Origin of the sequence: Psychrobacter sp. AT9, assembly GCF_047272965.1 — a bacterium.
In the GTDB taxonomy this organism is placed as follows: domain Bacteria; phylum Pseudomonadota; class Gammaproteobacteria; order Pseudomonadales; family Moraxellaceae; genus Psychrobacter; species Psychrobacter glaciei.
The window spans coordinates 3,212,274-3,227,295 of record NZ_JBKOTW010000001.1 but is presented as its reverse complement, the minus strand read 5'-3'; the positions used below and the strand labels follow the sequence as shown (position 1 = coordinate 3,227,295).

14 protein-coding genes and 1 tRNA gene are annotated in these 15,022 nt (G+C 43.4%); 6 read left to right on the top strand and 9 right to left on the bottom strand.

Annotated elements, in window-relative coordinates:
- The first annotated feature begins 56 nt into the window (after positions 1-56).
- Positions 57-758 carry an NAD-binding protein gene (locus ACMFL8_RS13535; RefSeq protein ID WP_413191269.1) on the top strand — a complete coding sequence of 234 codons (702 nt, stop codon included), beginning with the start codon at positions 57-59 and terminating at the stop codon, positions 756-758.
- 97 nt (positions 759-855) lie between these two features.
- Positions 856-1,398: a DUF3124 domain-containing protein gene (locus tag ACMFL8_RS13530; protein ID WP_352310732.1), complete on the top strand. Its 543-nt coding sequence runs from the start codon at positions 856-858 to the stop codon at positions 1,396-1,398.
- A gap of 43 nt (positions 1,399-1,441) precedes the next feature.
- On the opposite strand, the gene ACMFL8_RS13525 is transcribed toward ACMFL8_RS13530, so the two are convergent.
- The 5 genes from ACMFL8_RS13525 to ACMFL8_RS13505 form a co-directional block, all read right to left on the bottom strand.
- Positions 1,442-2,125, bottom strand: coding sequence for a cupin domain-containing protein (locus tag ACMFL8_RS13525; protein WP_413191268.1), 684 nt, complete (start codon positions 2,123-2,125; stop codon positions 1,442-1,444).
- A gap of 72 nt (positions 2,126-2,197) precedes the next feature.
- Entirely contained in the window at positions 2,198-2,911 is a 714-nt protein-coding gene (locus ACMFL8_RS13520) for a hypothetical protein (protein ID WP_413191267.1), read from the bottom strand.
- A 310-nt stretch (positions 2,912-3,221) separates the two neighbouring features.
- Positions 3,222-4,121 (bottom strand): SMP-30/gluconolactonase/LRE family protein, encoded by a 900-nt coding sequence (locus ACMFL8_RS13515; RefSeq protein ID WP_189585892.1) that lies wholly within the window; start codon positions 4,119-4,121, stop codon positions 3,222-3,224.
- Positions 4,122-4,195: 74 nt separating this feature from the next.
- Entirely contained in the window at positions 4,196-5,359 is a 1,164-nt protein-coding gene (locus ACMFL8_RS13510; protein ID WP_413191266.1) for an iron-containing alcohol dehydrogenase, read from the bottom strand.
- Between the two features lie 573 nt (positions 5,360-5,932).
- Positions 5,933-6,023, bottom strand: a tRNA-Ser gene (locus ACMFL8_RS13505).
- A 247-nt stretch (positions 6,024-6,270) separates the two neighbouring features.
- Between ACMFL8_RS13505 and ACMFL8_RS13500 the strand changes: the two genes are divergently transcribed.
- From ACMFL8_RS13500 to ACMFL8_RS13490, 3 genes are all read left to right on the top strand, one after another.
- Positions 6,271-7,101 (top strand): DNA/RNA non-specific endonuclease, encoded by an 831-nt coding sequence (locus ACMFL8_RS13500; protein WP_413191265.1) that lies wholly within the window; start codon positions 6,271-6,273, stop codon positions 7,099-7,101.
- Positions 7,102-7,229: 128 nt separating this feature from the next.
- Positions 7,230-7,493 (top strand): hypothetical protein, encoded by a 264-nt coding sequence (locus tag ACMFL8_RS13495; protein ID WP_413191264.1) that lies wholly within the window; start codon positions 7,230-7,232, stop codon positions 7,491-7,493.
- 259 nt (positions 7,494-7,752) lie between these two features.
- Positions 7,753-8,136 carry a DUF2147 domain-containing protein gene (locus ACMFL8_RS13490; protein ID WP_189585975.1) on the top strand — a complete coding sequence of 128 codons (384 nt, stop codon included), beginning with the start codon at positions 7,753-7,755 and terminating at the stop codon, positions 8,134-8,136.
- A 144-nt stretch (positions 8,137-8,280) separates the two neighbouring features.
- On the opposite strand, the gene ACMFL8_RS13485 is transcribed toward ACMFL8_RS13490, so the two are convergent.
- From ACMFL8_RS13485 to ACMFL8_RS13470, 4 genes are all read right to left on the bottom strand, one after another.
- Positions 8,281-9,543 carry an ammonium transporter gene (locus tag ACMFL8_RS13485; protein ID WP_010197982.1) on the bottom strand — a complete coding sequence of 421 codons (1,263 nt, stop codon included), beginning with the start codon at positions 9,541-9,543 and terminating at the stop codon, positions 8,281-8,283.
- A 77-nt stretch (positions 9,544-9,620) separates the two neighbouring features.
- Positions 9,621-9,959, bottom strand: a complete 339-nt coding sequence (locus ACMFL8_RS13480) for a P-II family nitrogen regulator (RefSeq protein ID WP_010197981.1) — start codon at positions 9,957-9,959, stop codon at positions 9,621-9,623.
- A 399-nt stretch (positions 9,960-10,358) separates the two neighbouring features.
- Positions 10,359-11,213 carry a universal stress protein gene (locus ACMFL8_RS13475; RefSeq protein WP_189585979.1) on the bottom strand — a complete coding sequence of 285 codons (855 nt, stop codon included), beginning with the start codon at positions 11,211-11,213 and terminating at the stop codon, positions 10,359-10,361.
- 162 nt (positions 11,214-11,375) lie between these two features.
- Positions 11,376-12,875: a SulP family inorganic anion transporter gene (locus tag ACMFL8_RS13470; protein ID WP_189585982.1), complete on the bottom strand. Its 1,500-nt coding sequence runs from the start codon at positions 12,873-12,875 to the stop codon at positions 11,376-11,378.
- Between the two features lie 643 nt (positions 12,876-13,518).
- Between ACMFL8_RS13470 and murD the strand changes: the two genes are divergently transcribed.
- On the top strand, positions 13,519-14,934 hold the full coding sequence (gene murD / locus ACMFL8_RS13465; RefSeq protein WP_413191263.1) for a UDP-N-acetylmuramoyl-L-alanine--D-glutamate ligase: 1,416 nt from the start codon (positions 13,519-13,521) through the stop codon (positions 14,932-14,934).
- The last annotated feature ends 88 nt before the right edge of the window (positions 14,935-15,022 follow it).

Here is a 15,022-nt window from a genome sequence, read left to right as displayed (position 1 = left end):
ATTAAGTTTCTGTTAACACAAGCGTGGCACTATTATTAAGGCATCAAAAGGATAATATGAAATATATCATCGTAGGGTTAGGCAACTTTGGCTCGTCGCTGGGTATGGCGCTGACCAGTCAAGGTCATGAAGTGATTGCTATTGACAGCAATATGCAAAAAGTTGAGGCCTATAAAGAGGTCATCTCGCATACCGTCTGTATGGATGCCACCGATGAGTATACCGTCACTGGTTTACCTATTATCGATACCGATATCGTCGTGGTCGCAATCGGCGAAGACCAAGGTGCGAACGTCATGGCAACGGCGCTATTTAAGACCTTAAAAGCGCGGCGCTTGATTAGCCGCAGTATCAACCCATTGCACCAAAAAGTGCTGCAAGCCATCGGCGTGGACGATCTTATTCTGCCTGAAAAAGAAGCCGCCGATCGTTGGGCCAAACGGCTGTCACTGCGCTACTTTGTAGATTCGTTTGAGCTTACCGATCATTTTAGTATCGTTGAGCTTAGTATTCCAAATACATTGATTGGAAAGACCGTTGACGACTTACAGCTCAAGCAAAAATTCAATATTCGATTGCTTAGTACCATGCGCTATGAGTATTATGAAGACAGCTTTGGACGGACGCAACGTAAGCCGAGTATCGAAGGTTTAGCCGAACATGAGCAAGTGCTACAGGATAAAGATGTTCTGATTATTTATGGCGCGAACAAGCATATTAATCAGTTTTTACGTAGCGTTGGGGTAAAAATACAGTAGCAGGCTAAATCTAAATAAAGGATGTATTGTCTGAACACCAACGACGACATACCTATTATTTGAATAGCAACGCTATGACATTATAAAAGGGAAAGTTATGAATAAGTATCACATATCCGTCCTACTGATTGCCATGACGGCACTGCTGTCAGGCTGTGATCAATCGTCTCAAGACCCGAACGTTATGCTGTCAGAAGGGCAGAAAGACCCCATCAAACAGCTGGAAATTACCTCAAAAATTGATCGTAGCAAATTTGGCTATCAGCAAACCTTTTATGTGCCGATTTACTCTGACATTTATACCGATAGAGACAATCGTAAAGTCTTACTGTCCGCGACTTTGAGCGTTCGTAATACCACCCTAAAGAAATCATTGTATATCAATAAAATCGATTACTACGATACGCATGGGACTTTTTTAAAATCGTATCTGAATAAACCTATTGAGCTACCGGCCATGGGCACGCTCAATTATATTGTCGAAAAAGAAGAGGACAAAGGTGGCTCTGGCGCTAACTTCATCATTGAGGTCGAAGGCATTGACGATACCGTCACCCCAGTTATTGAGGCGGTGATGATAGGCAACTTTAGCAATAAAGCCTTTGCTTTTACGACGCAAGGTACGCCAGTAATACATTAGGGTCTGTTGAGCATTCAAATGTGGTACTGGCAGTGGCTATATTTTAGGTTTCATTCATTTCTAAACCAATGACGTGAGTGAGATGTCCAGTTTTCAGATACACCGTAGCACCCTCTGGCCCTGCTTTAGCTTGCGGCTGTTCACCGATAGGGAAGCGTATCCACCCACCTCGTTGATAGACTTGGTCATCATCTATCAGCTCACCTGCCACCACCAGTAGCTCTGCACCACCATCAATTGAAGCATCAAACAGTAACTCGTCTGCATTTATACGCTGCAAGCTCACTTGCTCGTTACTATCTAAAAACAGAGGACAAACGTCACGGTTGTCTTGGCGCTGCCAATTGGCACTATCTTGAGTATCGATAGCCACAGGATTGGACTCATCAGATGACATTTGACGTAGTTTAACAAAAATAACCGCACCTTCCTCACTATAAGGTCTATGACCTGAAGCCGGTGGATTGCGTAAGTACCAGCCTACCGGATAGTGTGTGTCATCAGCAGAAAAAGTCCCTGACAATACCAAAATCTCTTCGCCACCCGGATGCAAGTGATGCGGAAAATAAGAGCTCGGTGCATAACGAACCAAACTGGTCGCGCGTGCCTTCTCTTCTCCTACGCGGTCAAGCATCACACGCTCCACACCATTTTGTGGCGATTTTACCCATTGATGGTGTTCAGGAGTCAGCGCGGCACGACGTGAAAAATCTGCATTGATAAGCATAAGGTACTCCAAAGAACGTACTAAAAATATAGACTGAAAGTCTTACTATTAAAGGTTTTAAAATTCAGAGAGCTACTGACTGATAAACGTCACCGCCTCAGTACTGCCATTTTTACTAGGCTGGCTAATAGTGACTTTGCTCGCCAAAATATCGCCTTGAGCATTGATTTTATAGCATTCTGATGAAGTGCCATTAGGATCAAAACTGAGGAGTAGGTTCTCTGAGGTCTCTATACATAGCCAAGCGCGGTTGTTGCTCTCCCTCGTTAGCGACCAGCTTTGTTTATAAGTGCCAGTTTGTTTGCGCATACTGCTGTCGCTGTAGACGTTTTCGGTGATCAAGGCACTGGAATCGCCAACTGAAGCCATCTTAGGGATGACGGTCGTTTGGTTCGATAGCGAGTATCTACCGCTATTATCCGTGAAGCCATCGAACATCAAGGGATTGGTCGTAAAATAGTTGGTTGCGATAGATTGATTGGTGATTTGATCGTAGCGTTTAGTGATGGTAGTTATCTCAGCAGCTTTAACTGATTTATTGTTGAAAGCCACTGTACCTTTGGGTGTCACCTTAATATCGGCGACGATGTTTTGCTTGTCCACTACGGCATGTAGTTGTTCGCTGCGCTCTTTGGTATAGACATTGAGTAGGGCGGTCTCAACAGGGTATTGAGTGATGGTATTTCCATTACTGCTATCATTATCAGTGCTGCCCATCGGTGCATTGATCGTCACACAAGCGCTTAAGCTGAGTCCTGCTACTACTACCACCGCTAAATTTTTCATAAGGCCATCCTTCCCATTATTTTAATTTTCTGAGTTGCTAATACCTACTATAATCGAATTTTACGCCACTCGCGTCTGACATTCGTTAATAGCTATTTTTAGCCCGTTTAAATATGATAAATTGAATTGAGGACACGCCCTAGATAAAGAGGCTAAAAAGAATAAGAAGCAGGCTAGGGATTAATAAAATAGCTCGCAGGCATGAAGCGACGATTAGACGGGTGTAAGCTGTCTAATCGTTGCATTGGTATTATTGGATACTGTGAAATCAGGTGGATTATTCTAGATTTATGTCTAAAAAGGTTTTGAACTAAGGCGTACCTGCATGACCTACTTTGACTTGTGTGGACAGCATACGACCTTTGGTTTCAGCTTTACGTGATGCTTCATCCCAATCAGGTGCCGCACACATAAATAATGTTTTACCATCTTGTCCGCCAAGGGCAACCGCAAAGATACCATCAGGTGCCGTATCGATAGTTTCTAAAATCTCACCACCTTCTGCTATACGGACGGCACGCTGGTTCAACGTATCCGCAATCCAAACCGCACCTTCGGCATCTAGCGCGAGACCATCAGGTAATATACTGGCATTTTCTATACGCAAACCAAGGTTTGGCTCATCACCTAACTCTCCAAAATTAGCAAAGTCGCGCTTTTCACCAAGGCTACCATCTTCGTTGATAGCAAACTGCGTAATTTTATTGCCAAACAGCTCGTTAACGATCAAGGTCTTTTGATCTGCAGAGATAACCATACCATTTGGAAATGCCAATCCTTCAGCGACAATCTGTGAGCTTCCATCAGGCTTAACCAAAACAAGCCCCGTATTTTCATGGTCAGCACCACCCATCAAGTCAAAGCCAAAGTTACCGATGTAAGCATTACCATTGTCTGAAACCACCATGTCATTGGCATGACCACCACAATGCTCCCAAATATCGGCATGAACGACCAAGTTACCGTCATTTTCTAGTCGTAATACTTTGCGGTCTTTCATCGATACAACCAGCATACGCCCATCGGGCAACCACCCTAAACCAGAGGGTTGCTGCTCAACATTAGCAATTTCCTCTGCCACTCCCTCATCGTTGACACGATAAATGCCTTGAGTATAAAAATCAACAAACCATAAAGCATCGTTATACCAGCGAGGGCCTTCTAAGTAATGAAAGCCATCAACGACAACGTCTAATTTATATTCTGACATAATTGTTTCCCTTGAATAGTGGTTATCTTCCTTGATAAATAAAACTGTTTTGAATAGCAACAATGGTTTCTGTTTTAGAGTATCTCCTTATATATCGTTGTCACCTCATCTAAAGTCATGTCTTTGGGGTTGGTTGCAATCAGTCGGGCATAGGTATTTATTACTATGTCTGCCAATGCGGGGATGTCTTGATCTGTTATATCCAATTCGCTTAAGCGATACTTGAGCCCACTATTTTCTAAAAACATCTTTAGTTCATCAATAAATAAAGTCGCTGCGTCTAAGTCTGTCATGCCAGATGTCTGAGTAGGCATGACAGCATGAGCCAGCTCAGCATAAAGTGGGGCGGCTTCTGATAAGTTAAATGTGAAAACACCACACATAACGAGTGCATTGGCATGTCCATGAGGGATATGAAAATTGATACTCAGCGGATACGAGAGTCCATGTACTGCTGCTACTGATGAGTTCACAAAGGCAATACCAGCCAAAGTAGAGCCCAATAACATTTCGGCACGCGCGTCGATATCATCGCCTTGAGCCAATACTTTCTCAAAGTTATTCCAGAGCATCTGCAATCCTTTAACAGCCAATGCATCTGAAATAGGATTTTTCTTGGTACGACTCGTATACGCTTCAACGCAGTGAACCATGGCATCCAAGGCGGTTGCAGCCGTGATGTGACGAGGTAGCTTCAGTGTTAGTGTGGCATCTAAAATGGCGACATCAGGTAGGATTTTAGGCGTATAAATGGCTTTTTTGCTGCCATCTTTTGCCGTGATGACAGAGACAAAGGTAGACTCTGCACCCGTACCAGCAGTCGTTGGTATCGCAAATAAAGGCAGCTTATTAAAGCCACTGACATCTTTGTCTAAAATGTCATTTACTGACTCAAAGTCATTTGGAAGCAAGGCGACGATTTTGGCAGTATCAATAGAGCTGCCACCGCCTAGACCAATAACCAGATCACAGTTACTGTCTCTAGCAATTTTCATAGCGTCATTGACGACGTCAACGGGTGGGTCAGCGATGACAGCATCGAAGACCACCACTTGAATGCCAGCTTCTTGTAATGATTGCTGTGCGATATCGACATAGCCCAGCTGAGTGATTCCAGCATCGGTAACAATAATAGCCGACGTCGCACGGTATTGTTGAGCTAACGCGCCTAGCTTTTTGCGCATACTGTCAGCTTCGCTGATGATATGACCATTGCTATAAAACTCAATCCCTGTCATTTTTTCTTCCTTGTGTAGAGATACATCTAGATATGAATCAGCACTAATCGTAAGATATAGTCAATCCTCTATAAAAGCGTTACAGCATTAACCTCGCTTGAGGTATTAAATATACATCTACACTCGGTTGCCTTGTAGCATTTTTAAATTGAACCGACTATAGCTTACGTAATTCAGTATACGCAATTTCCTTAGTTATAGGCTGTCTAGTATGCGTGCATATCAAGAGTTTATCGTGCTTGCATAACTGATTCAACATACCCTAATTATCTACCTAGCGATATACAGTATCTATAATTCAAAAAAATATCAGGACGTATTGGGTTTGATCATTATCGTCAGGCTGCGTAACTAAAGTCTCTCAAGTGAATATTTACAGGATTAATAGCATAGGTTGACCAACGAATAGACCAGCACAAGCTACGGGATAGGTGGTTGACGTTGGGTTGAATTGGGAAAACAGCAGGCATAAAAAAAACGCTAGACGCGTTATTTATAAAGGTTTTGAGAGGTATATAGGAGAGGGTAGTACAAGATAGAAAAACTAGGAGGCTTTCTTAAAATTGATAAGATTGGCGGTGAAGGAGGGATTCGAACCCTCGATACGCTATTAACGCATACACACTTTCCAGGCGTGCGGTTTCAGCCACTCACCCACTTCACCGTTTTTGATATAGCGGACAGTTTTGATTGATTAAAATAAAAAATAATCAGTTGTCCGTATATTTGAGACCGCCTAGTATAGCGGATAGCATTTAAAATGTCACGGCTTACGCCTTATCTTTCTTTATTCACAGACGCCTGCTACGATAGCGTATACGTAATGACAAGCATAGATGGTTGAAAGTTGAATGATAAGTGTCGGCAGGATCAAATACAGTGTCAAAAACAGCATCATAATGACTGTGATGATGGTAGTAAGCATAACCTCGGCGCATGCTGATGACTTTAGCCAGTGTAGCCAGTCCTTTTATGGCAGTATCTATCCTGAATTTACCAATCCTAAGCTCAGTAACAAGACACAAGCGCTATGTATGGATGGTTTTGCCGTGATGTATTCAGGAGTATCACGCACGCCGCTGTGGTCGGCAGAGTATTTAGATCGCAACCGTTTACAGCAAGCCAAAGAAATTGATCGTGAAGACAGTTTTCATGAAGAAAGCCGATTACCCACATCCGCACGTGCCTCATTGTCTGACTATTCAGGCTCAGGCTATGATCGCGGGCACTTAGCGCCCAATGCTGATATGGCGAATCGCAGTCAACAATATGATAGTTTTAGCTTGGCCAATATCGCTCCGCAATCGCCACGTAATAATCGCTATATTTGGCGTAATATCGAGTCAGCCACTCGTTACTTAACCCAGCAATATGGAGAAGTTTATACCATTACAGGGGTGGCGTTTACTGGCAAAAAAACCAAGCAATTGGCTGACCGAGTGCTTGTTCCCAGTCATTTCTTTAAAGCAGTTTATATTCCTGCGATTAATCAAGCAGGAGTCTATTACGCACCAAATGATGAATCAGAGCGTATAGAAATTATCAGTGTCGATGAATTGGCGACCGAAATTGGCATCGATGTATTACCCGTACTGGATGCCAAAACCAAAGCGCAAGCGTTCGAGCTACCACTAAAGGCTGGCGAGAGTTCAGATTTGCCTGAGGCGACTGTTGAAGAACCTACTTGGATGCTTTTTGTTTGGGCGATTCTCGACTGGCTGATCACCCAGTTGCAGGCGTAATGCTTTTACTATTAGCCCATTTAGTCGCTTTTATTCAGATTGAGGACACACTCTAGTGTCTGTATGTGACAGAAAGTACGAACTATTGAAAAATCACGTAAGATGCTGTTAATAGAAAGGAGACTCAAATGATTGACCCATTTGCCAATAATCATCAAAGTATGCAAATTGGTGAGCTCGTGATCGAAAACCAGCAAGATAAAATTATTATATATGGCGACATTGATTTGACCTTTGATGCCACTGGGCATCAGCAAGCACAACAGTTACATGATTTAACAAGTAAGATTTTGCAAGCTTTTGAAAACAACAGTGGATACAATAATAATGATGACAAGTCAAAAGAAAAAGATGACCAGCTGGATAAAAATATCGACAATCCCTTCTTGTAACTGTTTGATATAGTTCTGATTTTATAGAAATAATAAACTATAAAAAAATTACTAGGCAAAAGCTTAAAATTGCTTATAATGGGTCAAGACATCGCTTATGTCGTTTAGGATTTTAATGAACAGCTTATTTATTGTTGCGCTAACCCACTACTAACTAGTAGGAAATCGCACAGCTGGGAATGAAGTTTTAGCGAAGGATAAGCCTAGGAGAGTAGAAACATAACGTTTCGAATAATCATTGTATGAAGGGAGTCAGTCTATGAAATTATTTACAAAAACCACTTTAGCAGTTGCAGGTATCAGTTTAGCAAGCATGGCATTTGCCGCTGATCCTCTAGCCAACACGACTTGGCAGACCTATGATGAAGGTAAGCCAAAAGGTACGGTAAAAATCACTGAATCAAATGGTGTTTTGACAGGTACGCTGATTTCTACTAATTCAGCCAAAGGTAAGAAACACGTTGGCACGACTATCATCAAAGGTCTTAAAGCTGATGGTAGTGGTAAATATAGTGGTGGTACGATTACTGATCCTGAGAAAGGTAAAGATTATCGTATGACGGCACAACTAAGTGGTAGTACATTGAAGCTAAAAGGTTATATCGGTCCATTCTCACGCAGTCAAGAGTGGAAAAAGAAATAATCTAATTCTAAAGAAACTAGATTATTAGATACTTTATAGAAAGTAATTTATATAGTACAAATTATACAGTATAAAAAATCCCGCATTACCGAAAGGTAGTGCGGGATTTCTTTGTGCTGCAATATTTCTCTAAATGCTAACCGATTATCTTACGAATTCTGGGTAAGCTTCCATACCGCATTCGGCGATATCACCACCTTCATATTCATCTTCTTCAGAGATACGCAGACCCATCACCACTTTAATGATTGACCAAACGATTAGACTGGCAACAAATACCCATATAAAGATGGTCGCTGCGCCTGCAATTTGACCTACGAACGATGCTGCTGGATTGGTAATAGGAACAATTAGTAGACCGAAGAGACCAATTACACCATGTACCGAGATAGCACCTACTGGGTCATCGATTTTTATTTTATCTAAAGCGAGAATGGATAAAACAACGATAACACCTGCTATCAGACCAAACAGTGTGGCCTGCAGCGCAGAAGGAGTAGAAGGTTCTGCGGTAATCGCAACCAAACCTGCTAGCGCACCATTTAGGAGCATGGTTAAATCAGCCTTACCAAAGATAAGACGCGCTACTAACAATGCACCAATAGCACCGCCTGCTGCTGCTGCATTGGTATTCAAAAATACCATCGCGACAGAGTTGGCACTGGCGATATCACCGAGCTTGAGGACAGAACCACCGTTAAAGCCGAACCAACCCATCCACAATATGAGAGTACCAAGTGCTGCTAATGGCAGATTGGCACCAGGAATGGCACGTATTTCACCATTAGGACCATATTTACCTTTACGAGCTCCTAACAATAATACCCCTGCTAATGCAGCCGCAGCACCTGCCATATGGACGATACCGGAACCAGCAAAATCAGAAAAGCCTAAGTCACCTAAGTTAAATAAACCAAAGACGTCTTTACCACCCCAAGTCCAGCTGCCTTCAACAGGATAGATAACACCAGTCATGACTACCGCGAAGAGGAGAAAAGCCCACAGCTTCATACGCTCAGCGACAGCGCCTGAGACGATTGACATACAGGTTGCGACGAATACCACTTGGAAGAAAAAGTCAGAAGCTGCAGAATAAACAGAATCACCACCAAAGCCATTTTCAGCTGAGGCTGCTAAAGCATCTGCTACCAAAGCCTCACCGCCTGCAATACCGCTTAAGAATAGATTGCCATCATACATAATGGCATAGCCGCAGATCATGTACATGGTACAAGCGGTGGCAAATAGTGCGATATTTTTTGTTAGGATTTCGACGGTGTTTTTTGAGCGTACCAGCCCTGCTTCTAACATGGTGAAGCCCGCTGCCATCCACATGACCAGCGCCCCACACATCAAAAAGTAAAACGTATCAAGTGCGTACTGGAGCTCAAAGATTTGATTTTGCATGTTAATTCCCCCTTGAATATATGCAATATAGATATCGGTATGTCCTATAAATCTGTGTTTATAGGTAAGTCTACGCGTTAGATAGCGTCAGGACCTGTCTCGCCCGTACGAATACGAATGACTTGCTCAAGAGCCGTCACAAATATTTTACCGTCACCGATTTTTCCAGTGCTAGCGATGCGAGTGATGGCTTCGATAGCAGGTTCAACCATCTCATCGATAACGGCCACTTCAACTTTTACTTTAGGTAAAAAGTCCACCACGTATTCTGCGCCGCGATAGAGCTCCGTGTGACCTTTTTGGCGACCGAAACCTTTGACTTCAGTGACGGTAACACCTTTGACACCGATGTCAGAAAGCGCTTCACGTACATCATCGAGCTTAAACGGTTTTAAGATCGCAGTGATTAGCTTCATAAAAAATTCCTTATATGTGTGATGTCGCAGGTTGATATAGACATTGTGCTTCATCGTATGACTGCCATTCTTAACGTAAGTCATTCAAGAACTGTGCCAAACCTAATCAAGGGGGTAGCTAGGATTGAGCCAATTGGTTCAAAAATGCTTATGGTATTGACAAAAAATACGGCTTATAGGGGCACGATAATCGTCATTGTTGTCCATACAAGCAGAGTAGATCAACCTTTAACGTTGGAGTATCGAAAACTTTATTATAACCAACTTTTAAAGCGCTTGGGGAGGCTATCACTTTATTTCATGTGATGATTTGATAAAAGTGTATAGCAAATGAGTACTGAGTAAAAGTAGACAGGAGGGGCAGAGCACAATACTCTGCCCGCAAATTAAACGTTGGCGTTATACTTTAGGGAAGAGTAGGTATGGGGTTTTGGTACTGCCTAGTAGTTTTTTGGTGTCGCTGCCTTTGAGAAATTCATGCAAACGAGACTGACCAAAAGCGCCTGTTATCAGCAGACCAATATTGTGCTCATTTTGATAGTAAGTTAAGGCTGCTGTCACATCGCGGCAGTCTAGCAATGCCTTTTTGGATTTTATGCCAGCTTGCTTGAGACGGGCATAAGCTTCACGTAGGGCGTCGCAGTTTTCCGAGTTGTCTTTACCGACCATAACAATATGAATGGTTAGGGCGCGAACAAGCGGCGTTTTGCATAGCCAATTAAGCAGTTTATGAGAAGTTGCACAGTTGTCAAAAGCAAATAAAGCAGTTGTAGGGGTCAAAAATGGTGCATGAGTCACCAAAATGGGGCAGTGGCTTAAACGAATAAGCTGACTCAACGTTGCTTTGCAGGTCACATGATGACCAATAACAATCAATTGCGCCTTATTGTCGACATAATCGATACTTTGATTAAGATGTTCATGACGATGCAGCGTATACGTCTTTAATTTTTGGCGCTGCTGCTCGCAATAAGTTGTGGCTTGATGGAGTAACAGTTTGCCTTGCGCTTTTAGTTCACAATTACTCAAATGTTCTTTGGTAGTAAATTGATCTAACAAAGCACTTTCGTCATCTATATTGAGGCAACCAGAATAATTGACCGCTGCTTTTTGTTGCAAGCTTGGTACTGAATGCAACAGACCGATAGGGGCTTGTAAACGAGGTGCTGCCCACATGCTCGCCTCTAGCACGGCTTGTACGTGATCAGGGCAGTCTAAGCAGGCAATTACGCTATCTGGCTTTAAATTACTCATAAGGCCACCACATCATCTAATAATTAAAATACCGTCAAGCGGGTCAACTCATCTGCGATGACCCTAAAGCTTGAACTGGTATACCAATATAATGGTTTGTCTACAAACCATGAATCAACGTCCGTTCGATAACGCAGGCATAGTGCTTGGTTATCTAACCATTTAATCCAACAAGCCAATGTCTCGGCGATCATGGATAGAGAAACGGTCAATCAACGTACGGCTTGCACTGTTGAGTCCTACCACTTTGACATCAATCCCTTCACGTTGCAAGCGCATGACCAGCTTGTCCAAGGTATCTACGGCACTGACGTCCCAAAAATGCGCTTGGCTGACATCGATATGAATGCTATCCAAGGCTTCTTTGGTATCAAAGCTATGCAAGAACTGCGTCGTTGAGGCAAAGAACACTTGGCCCTGGACGTAGTAGTAACGTGTGTTACTACTGTCGTCATACTCGCTAAATATCGTTAAGAATTGCCCGATTTTATTGGCAAACGCTAGCGCAGATAGCAGCACACCAACACCTACGCCATATGCTAGATTATGCGTAAAGATAGTGGTCAAAACGGTCGCTAGCATGACAATGTTAAATGACATCGGATGGGTCTTAAACTCGCGAATAGATTGCCAATTAAAAGTACCAATGGAGACCATAATCATCACAGCCACTAGTGCTGCCATCGGTATCAGACTGACCCATTCACTCAAAAACACCACCATAATGAGCAGTACCACACCTGCCATCAAGGTAGACAGACGCGTACGTCCGCCTGATTTAACGTTGATCATTGACTGACCAATCATCGCACAACCTGCCATACCACCAAAGAATCCTGATACCACGTTGGCAATACCTTGACCACGACACTCGCGGTTTTTATCGCTCGGCGTATCAGTTAATTCATCCACAATCGTCGCTGTCATCATAGATTCTAACAAACCAACGATGGCCAGCGCGATAGAATAAGGCGCAATGATTAAGAGCGTCGTTAAATTTAATGGAATATCTGGCAGCAAAAATACGGGTAGAGAATCGGGCAAATCACCCATGCTACCGACGTTACGAATATCGAGATTCATATACATCGCTACCGCGGTCAAGCCAACGATACAAATCAGCGGTGAAGGAATCACCCGACCAATTTTAGGAATAAGCGGAAACAGATAAATAATCGCCAAGCCCGCCGCAGTCATGATATAAACGGTCATCCCGACCTTCTCAGTCATAGGGTTAAGCTCAGGTAATTGAGCCATAAATATTAAAATCGCTAGCGCATTGACAAAGCCAATGACCACCGAGCGCGAGACAAAACGCATCAGATTGCCAAGCTTAAGAATACCCATGACGACCTGAATCGCCCCGCACAATAAGGTAGCAGCCAGCAAGTACTGCAAGCCATGATCAGCCACCAAGTCTACCATCACTAGCGCCATCGCTCCTGTCGCTGCTGAAATCATACCCGGCCGACCACCGACGAAACTAATCACGACGGCGATACAGAATGATGCATACAAACCAACTTTTGGATCGACGCCCGCGATAATAGAAAAAGCAATGGCTTCTGGAATCAAGGCCAGTGCAACCACCACCCCTGATAAAACGTCACCGCGAACATTGGAAAACCAGTCGTCACGTAAGCTATCAAAAAAAGATGTCATAAGTAAACTGCATAGAGTTAAAGGCAAAAAAAGTAATCATTACTCAGTGTTAAAATGATCGCGTTATTACAGGTCGTTATAATCAGTGCTACTAAACGTACTTTTATTATGCTGTTGCTTCATTACCAATCGATAATTAGCTAGCAGCACGCCCATCAATTTATTGACTGGTATCGCTAATACGCTCACCAATAGTCAATATGATGACAGTGCCTAAAATATAGTGTATTAAAATACAGTGTCTAAAATAAAGTATAAGAACCGCCATGACGTACCGCGGTAGAAGGAGATAAATAATCTATCAGACAAAAGCGCATAAGTAGATCGAAGCCAGTGTCTGCCATCTCATTACCTCAATAGGAATCGTTGCGGAAGCAGCGTGACAATAGCGCGGTAAATGTGACAACATGCTAAACTAAAATGCTTAGGTGAAATATCTAGCCCAAATATCTGTTTAGGCCGATATTATAGCATTAGCTACTCAATATAAAAACAGCCGCATAATAGCACAAAGTCATAAAAAACCAGTACCGAAATCTGAACGATACCGTTATCATGCTCTTCATCTTAACAGTATCATTCAGACGGTCTAAACCACGTATATGCTTGATGCCATTTTGTTCGTCCAATAGAAGGAAGAGATATGACCACCCTTACCGCAACAGAAACCTTACTTCATAAGGGCAGTGGTCTACAAGTCGTGGTCGGTTTGGGACAGTCAGGGCTTTCAGTAGCGAACTATCTTACCAAGCAAGGCTACCATGTGGCTGTCACTGACAGTCAGCCGACGCCTGCCTTAGCAGAGCAACTACCAGCAGCCGTTGATATTCGCCAATTTGGAGCGATAGATGCAGAATTATTGCAACAAGCGGCACGGATCATTATCAGCCCAGGTATTTCTTTAGATACCGACGCGGTTGCCGCCGCCCGTCGCGCCAACATTCCTGTGGTCAGTGATATTCAGCTGTTCTGCGAAGCCTGTACCGTACCGATCGTTGCTATTACGGGCTCCAATGCCAAAAGCACGGTGACGACTTTGGTCGGGCAGATGGCGGCGGATGCCGGTGTCAATGTGGGCGTCGGTGGTAATATTGGCGTGCCAGCCCTTAATCTACTTGCCAATCCTGATATGCAATTGGCCGTACTTGAGCTGTCAAGCTTCCAGTTAGAGACCGTGACCAATTTAGGTGCGCAAGTGGCAACTGTTCTTAATATGTCACCCGATCATTTAGATCGCCATGGTGATATGTTGGGCTATCATCAAGCCAAGCATCGTATCTTTCAAGGTGCCAAATCGGTGGTGATCAATCGTGAAGATGCGCTGACTCGACCGTTGGTGGCGGATAATTTGCCACGGCTGAGCACAGGTATCCATGCTCCTGATAAAGGCCACTATGGTCTCATCACTGATCCAGAAGGACATATTTATCTTGCACGTGGGACCGAGCGGTTGCTATCAGCGGACAAACTACAGATTAAAGGGCGTCACAATTTGCTCAATGCGCAAGCGGCTTTGGCACTAGGTGAGCTTGCTGGCTTACCACTAGATAGCATGCTGAACACCCTGCAACAGTTCACAGGTCTCGAGCATCGCTGCCAATACGTCGCCACTGCGGCAGGCCTTGATTATTTCAACGATTCAAAAGGCACCAATATTGGCTCGACCATGGCGGCTATCGAAGGATTAGGCGCGGTCTATGCGCCAAAAGACGGTAAGCTGTTGTTAATCTTAGGCGGACAGGGTAAAGGTCAACAATTCGGTGAATTGACGCCTTTTATCAATAAATACGTCAGCCAAGTACTGTTTATTGGTGAGGATGCTAAGCAGATTGAACAGCATCTACGTGCAACGAAATTAAGTGATGAAGTGGCGCTGCATCAATGCCAAACGTTAGAAAGTGCATTTGCCACCATTCAACAAGTCACCACAAGTAGCTTGTCACAAGTGCAAGCCGTGTTATTATCGCCAGCATGTGCCAGCTTTGATCAATTTAGTGGTTATGCGGCTCGTGGTGAGCATTTTAGCCAGCTGGTCAGTCAGCTTGCGACAGATATTTAAATAGCATTAGCTAAATATTGGGCAACTACACAGCAATACAAACACAGCAGTGTGTAGCCAATCGCATTTTGTTGATAAATGATTGTTT

Coding starts and splice junctions, on each gene's coding strand:
- murD (WP_413191263.1), top strand. CDS start 13,519: ATGACCACCCTTACCGCAACAGAAACCTTACTTCATAAGGGCAGTGGT.
- ACMFL8_RS13535 (WP_413191269.1), top strand. CDS start 57: ATGAAATATATCATCGTAGGGTTAGGCAACTTTGGCTCGTCGCTGGGT.
- ACMFL8_RS13480 (WP_010197981.1), bottom strand. CDS start 9,959: ATGAAGCTAATCACTGCGATCTTAAAACCGTTTAAGCTCGATGATGTA.
- ACMFL8_RS13500 (WP_413191265.1), top strand. CDS start 6,271: ATGGTAGTAAGCATAACCTCGGCGCATGCTGATGACTTTAGCCAGTGT.
- ACMFL8_RS13490 (WP_189585975.1), top strand. CDS start 7,753: ATGAAATTATTTACAAAAACCACTTTAGCAGTTGCAGGTATCAGTTTA.
- ACMFL8_RS13530 (WP_352310732.1), top strand. CDS start 856: ATGAATAAGTATCACATATCCGTCCTACTGATTGCCATGACGGCACTG.
- ACMFL8_RS13520 (WP_413191267.1), bottom strand. CDS start 2,911: ATGAAAAATTTAGCGGTGGTAGTAGTAGCAGGACTCAGCTTAAGCGCT.
- ACMFL8_RS13485 (WP_010197982.1), bottom strand. CDS start 9,543: ATGCAAAATCAAATCTTTGAGCTCCAGTACGCACTTGATACGTTTTAC.
- ACMFL8_RS13515 (WP_189585892.1), bottom strand. CDS start 4,121: ATGTCAGAATATAAATTAGACGTTGTCGTTGATGGCTTTCATTACTTA.
- ACMFL8_RS13525 (WP_413191268.1), bottom strand. CDS start 2,125: ATGCTTATCAATGCAGATTTTTCACGTCGTGCCGCGCTGACTCCTGAA.
- ACMFL8_RS13475 (WP_189585979.1), bottom strand. CDS start 11,213: ATGAGTAATTTAAAGCCAGATAGCGTAATTGCCTGCTTAGACTGCCCT.
- ACMFL8_RS13470 (WP_189585982.1), bottom strand. CDS start 12,875: ATGACATCTTTTTTTGATAGCTTACGTGACGACTGGTTTTCCAATGTT.
- ACMFL8_RS13495 (WP_413191264.1), top strand. CDS start 7,230: ATGATTGACCCATTTGCCAATAATCATCAAAGTATGCAAATTGGTGAG.
- ACMFL8_RS13510 (WP_413191266.1), bottom strand. CDS start 5,359: ATGACAGGGATTGAGTTTTATAGCAATGGTCATATCATCAGCGAAGCT.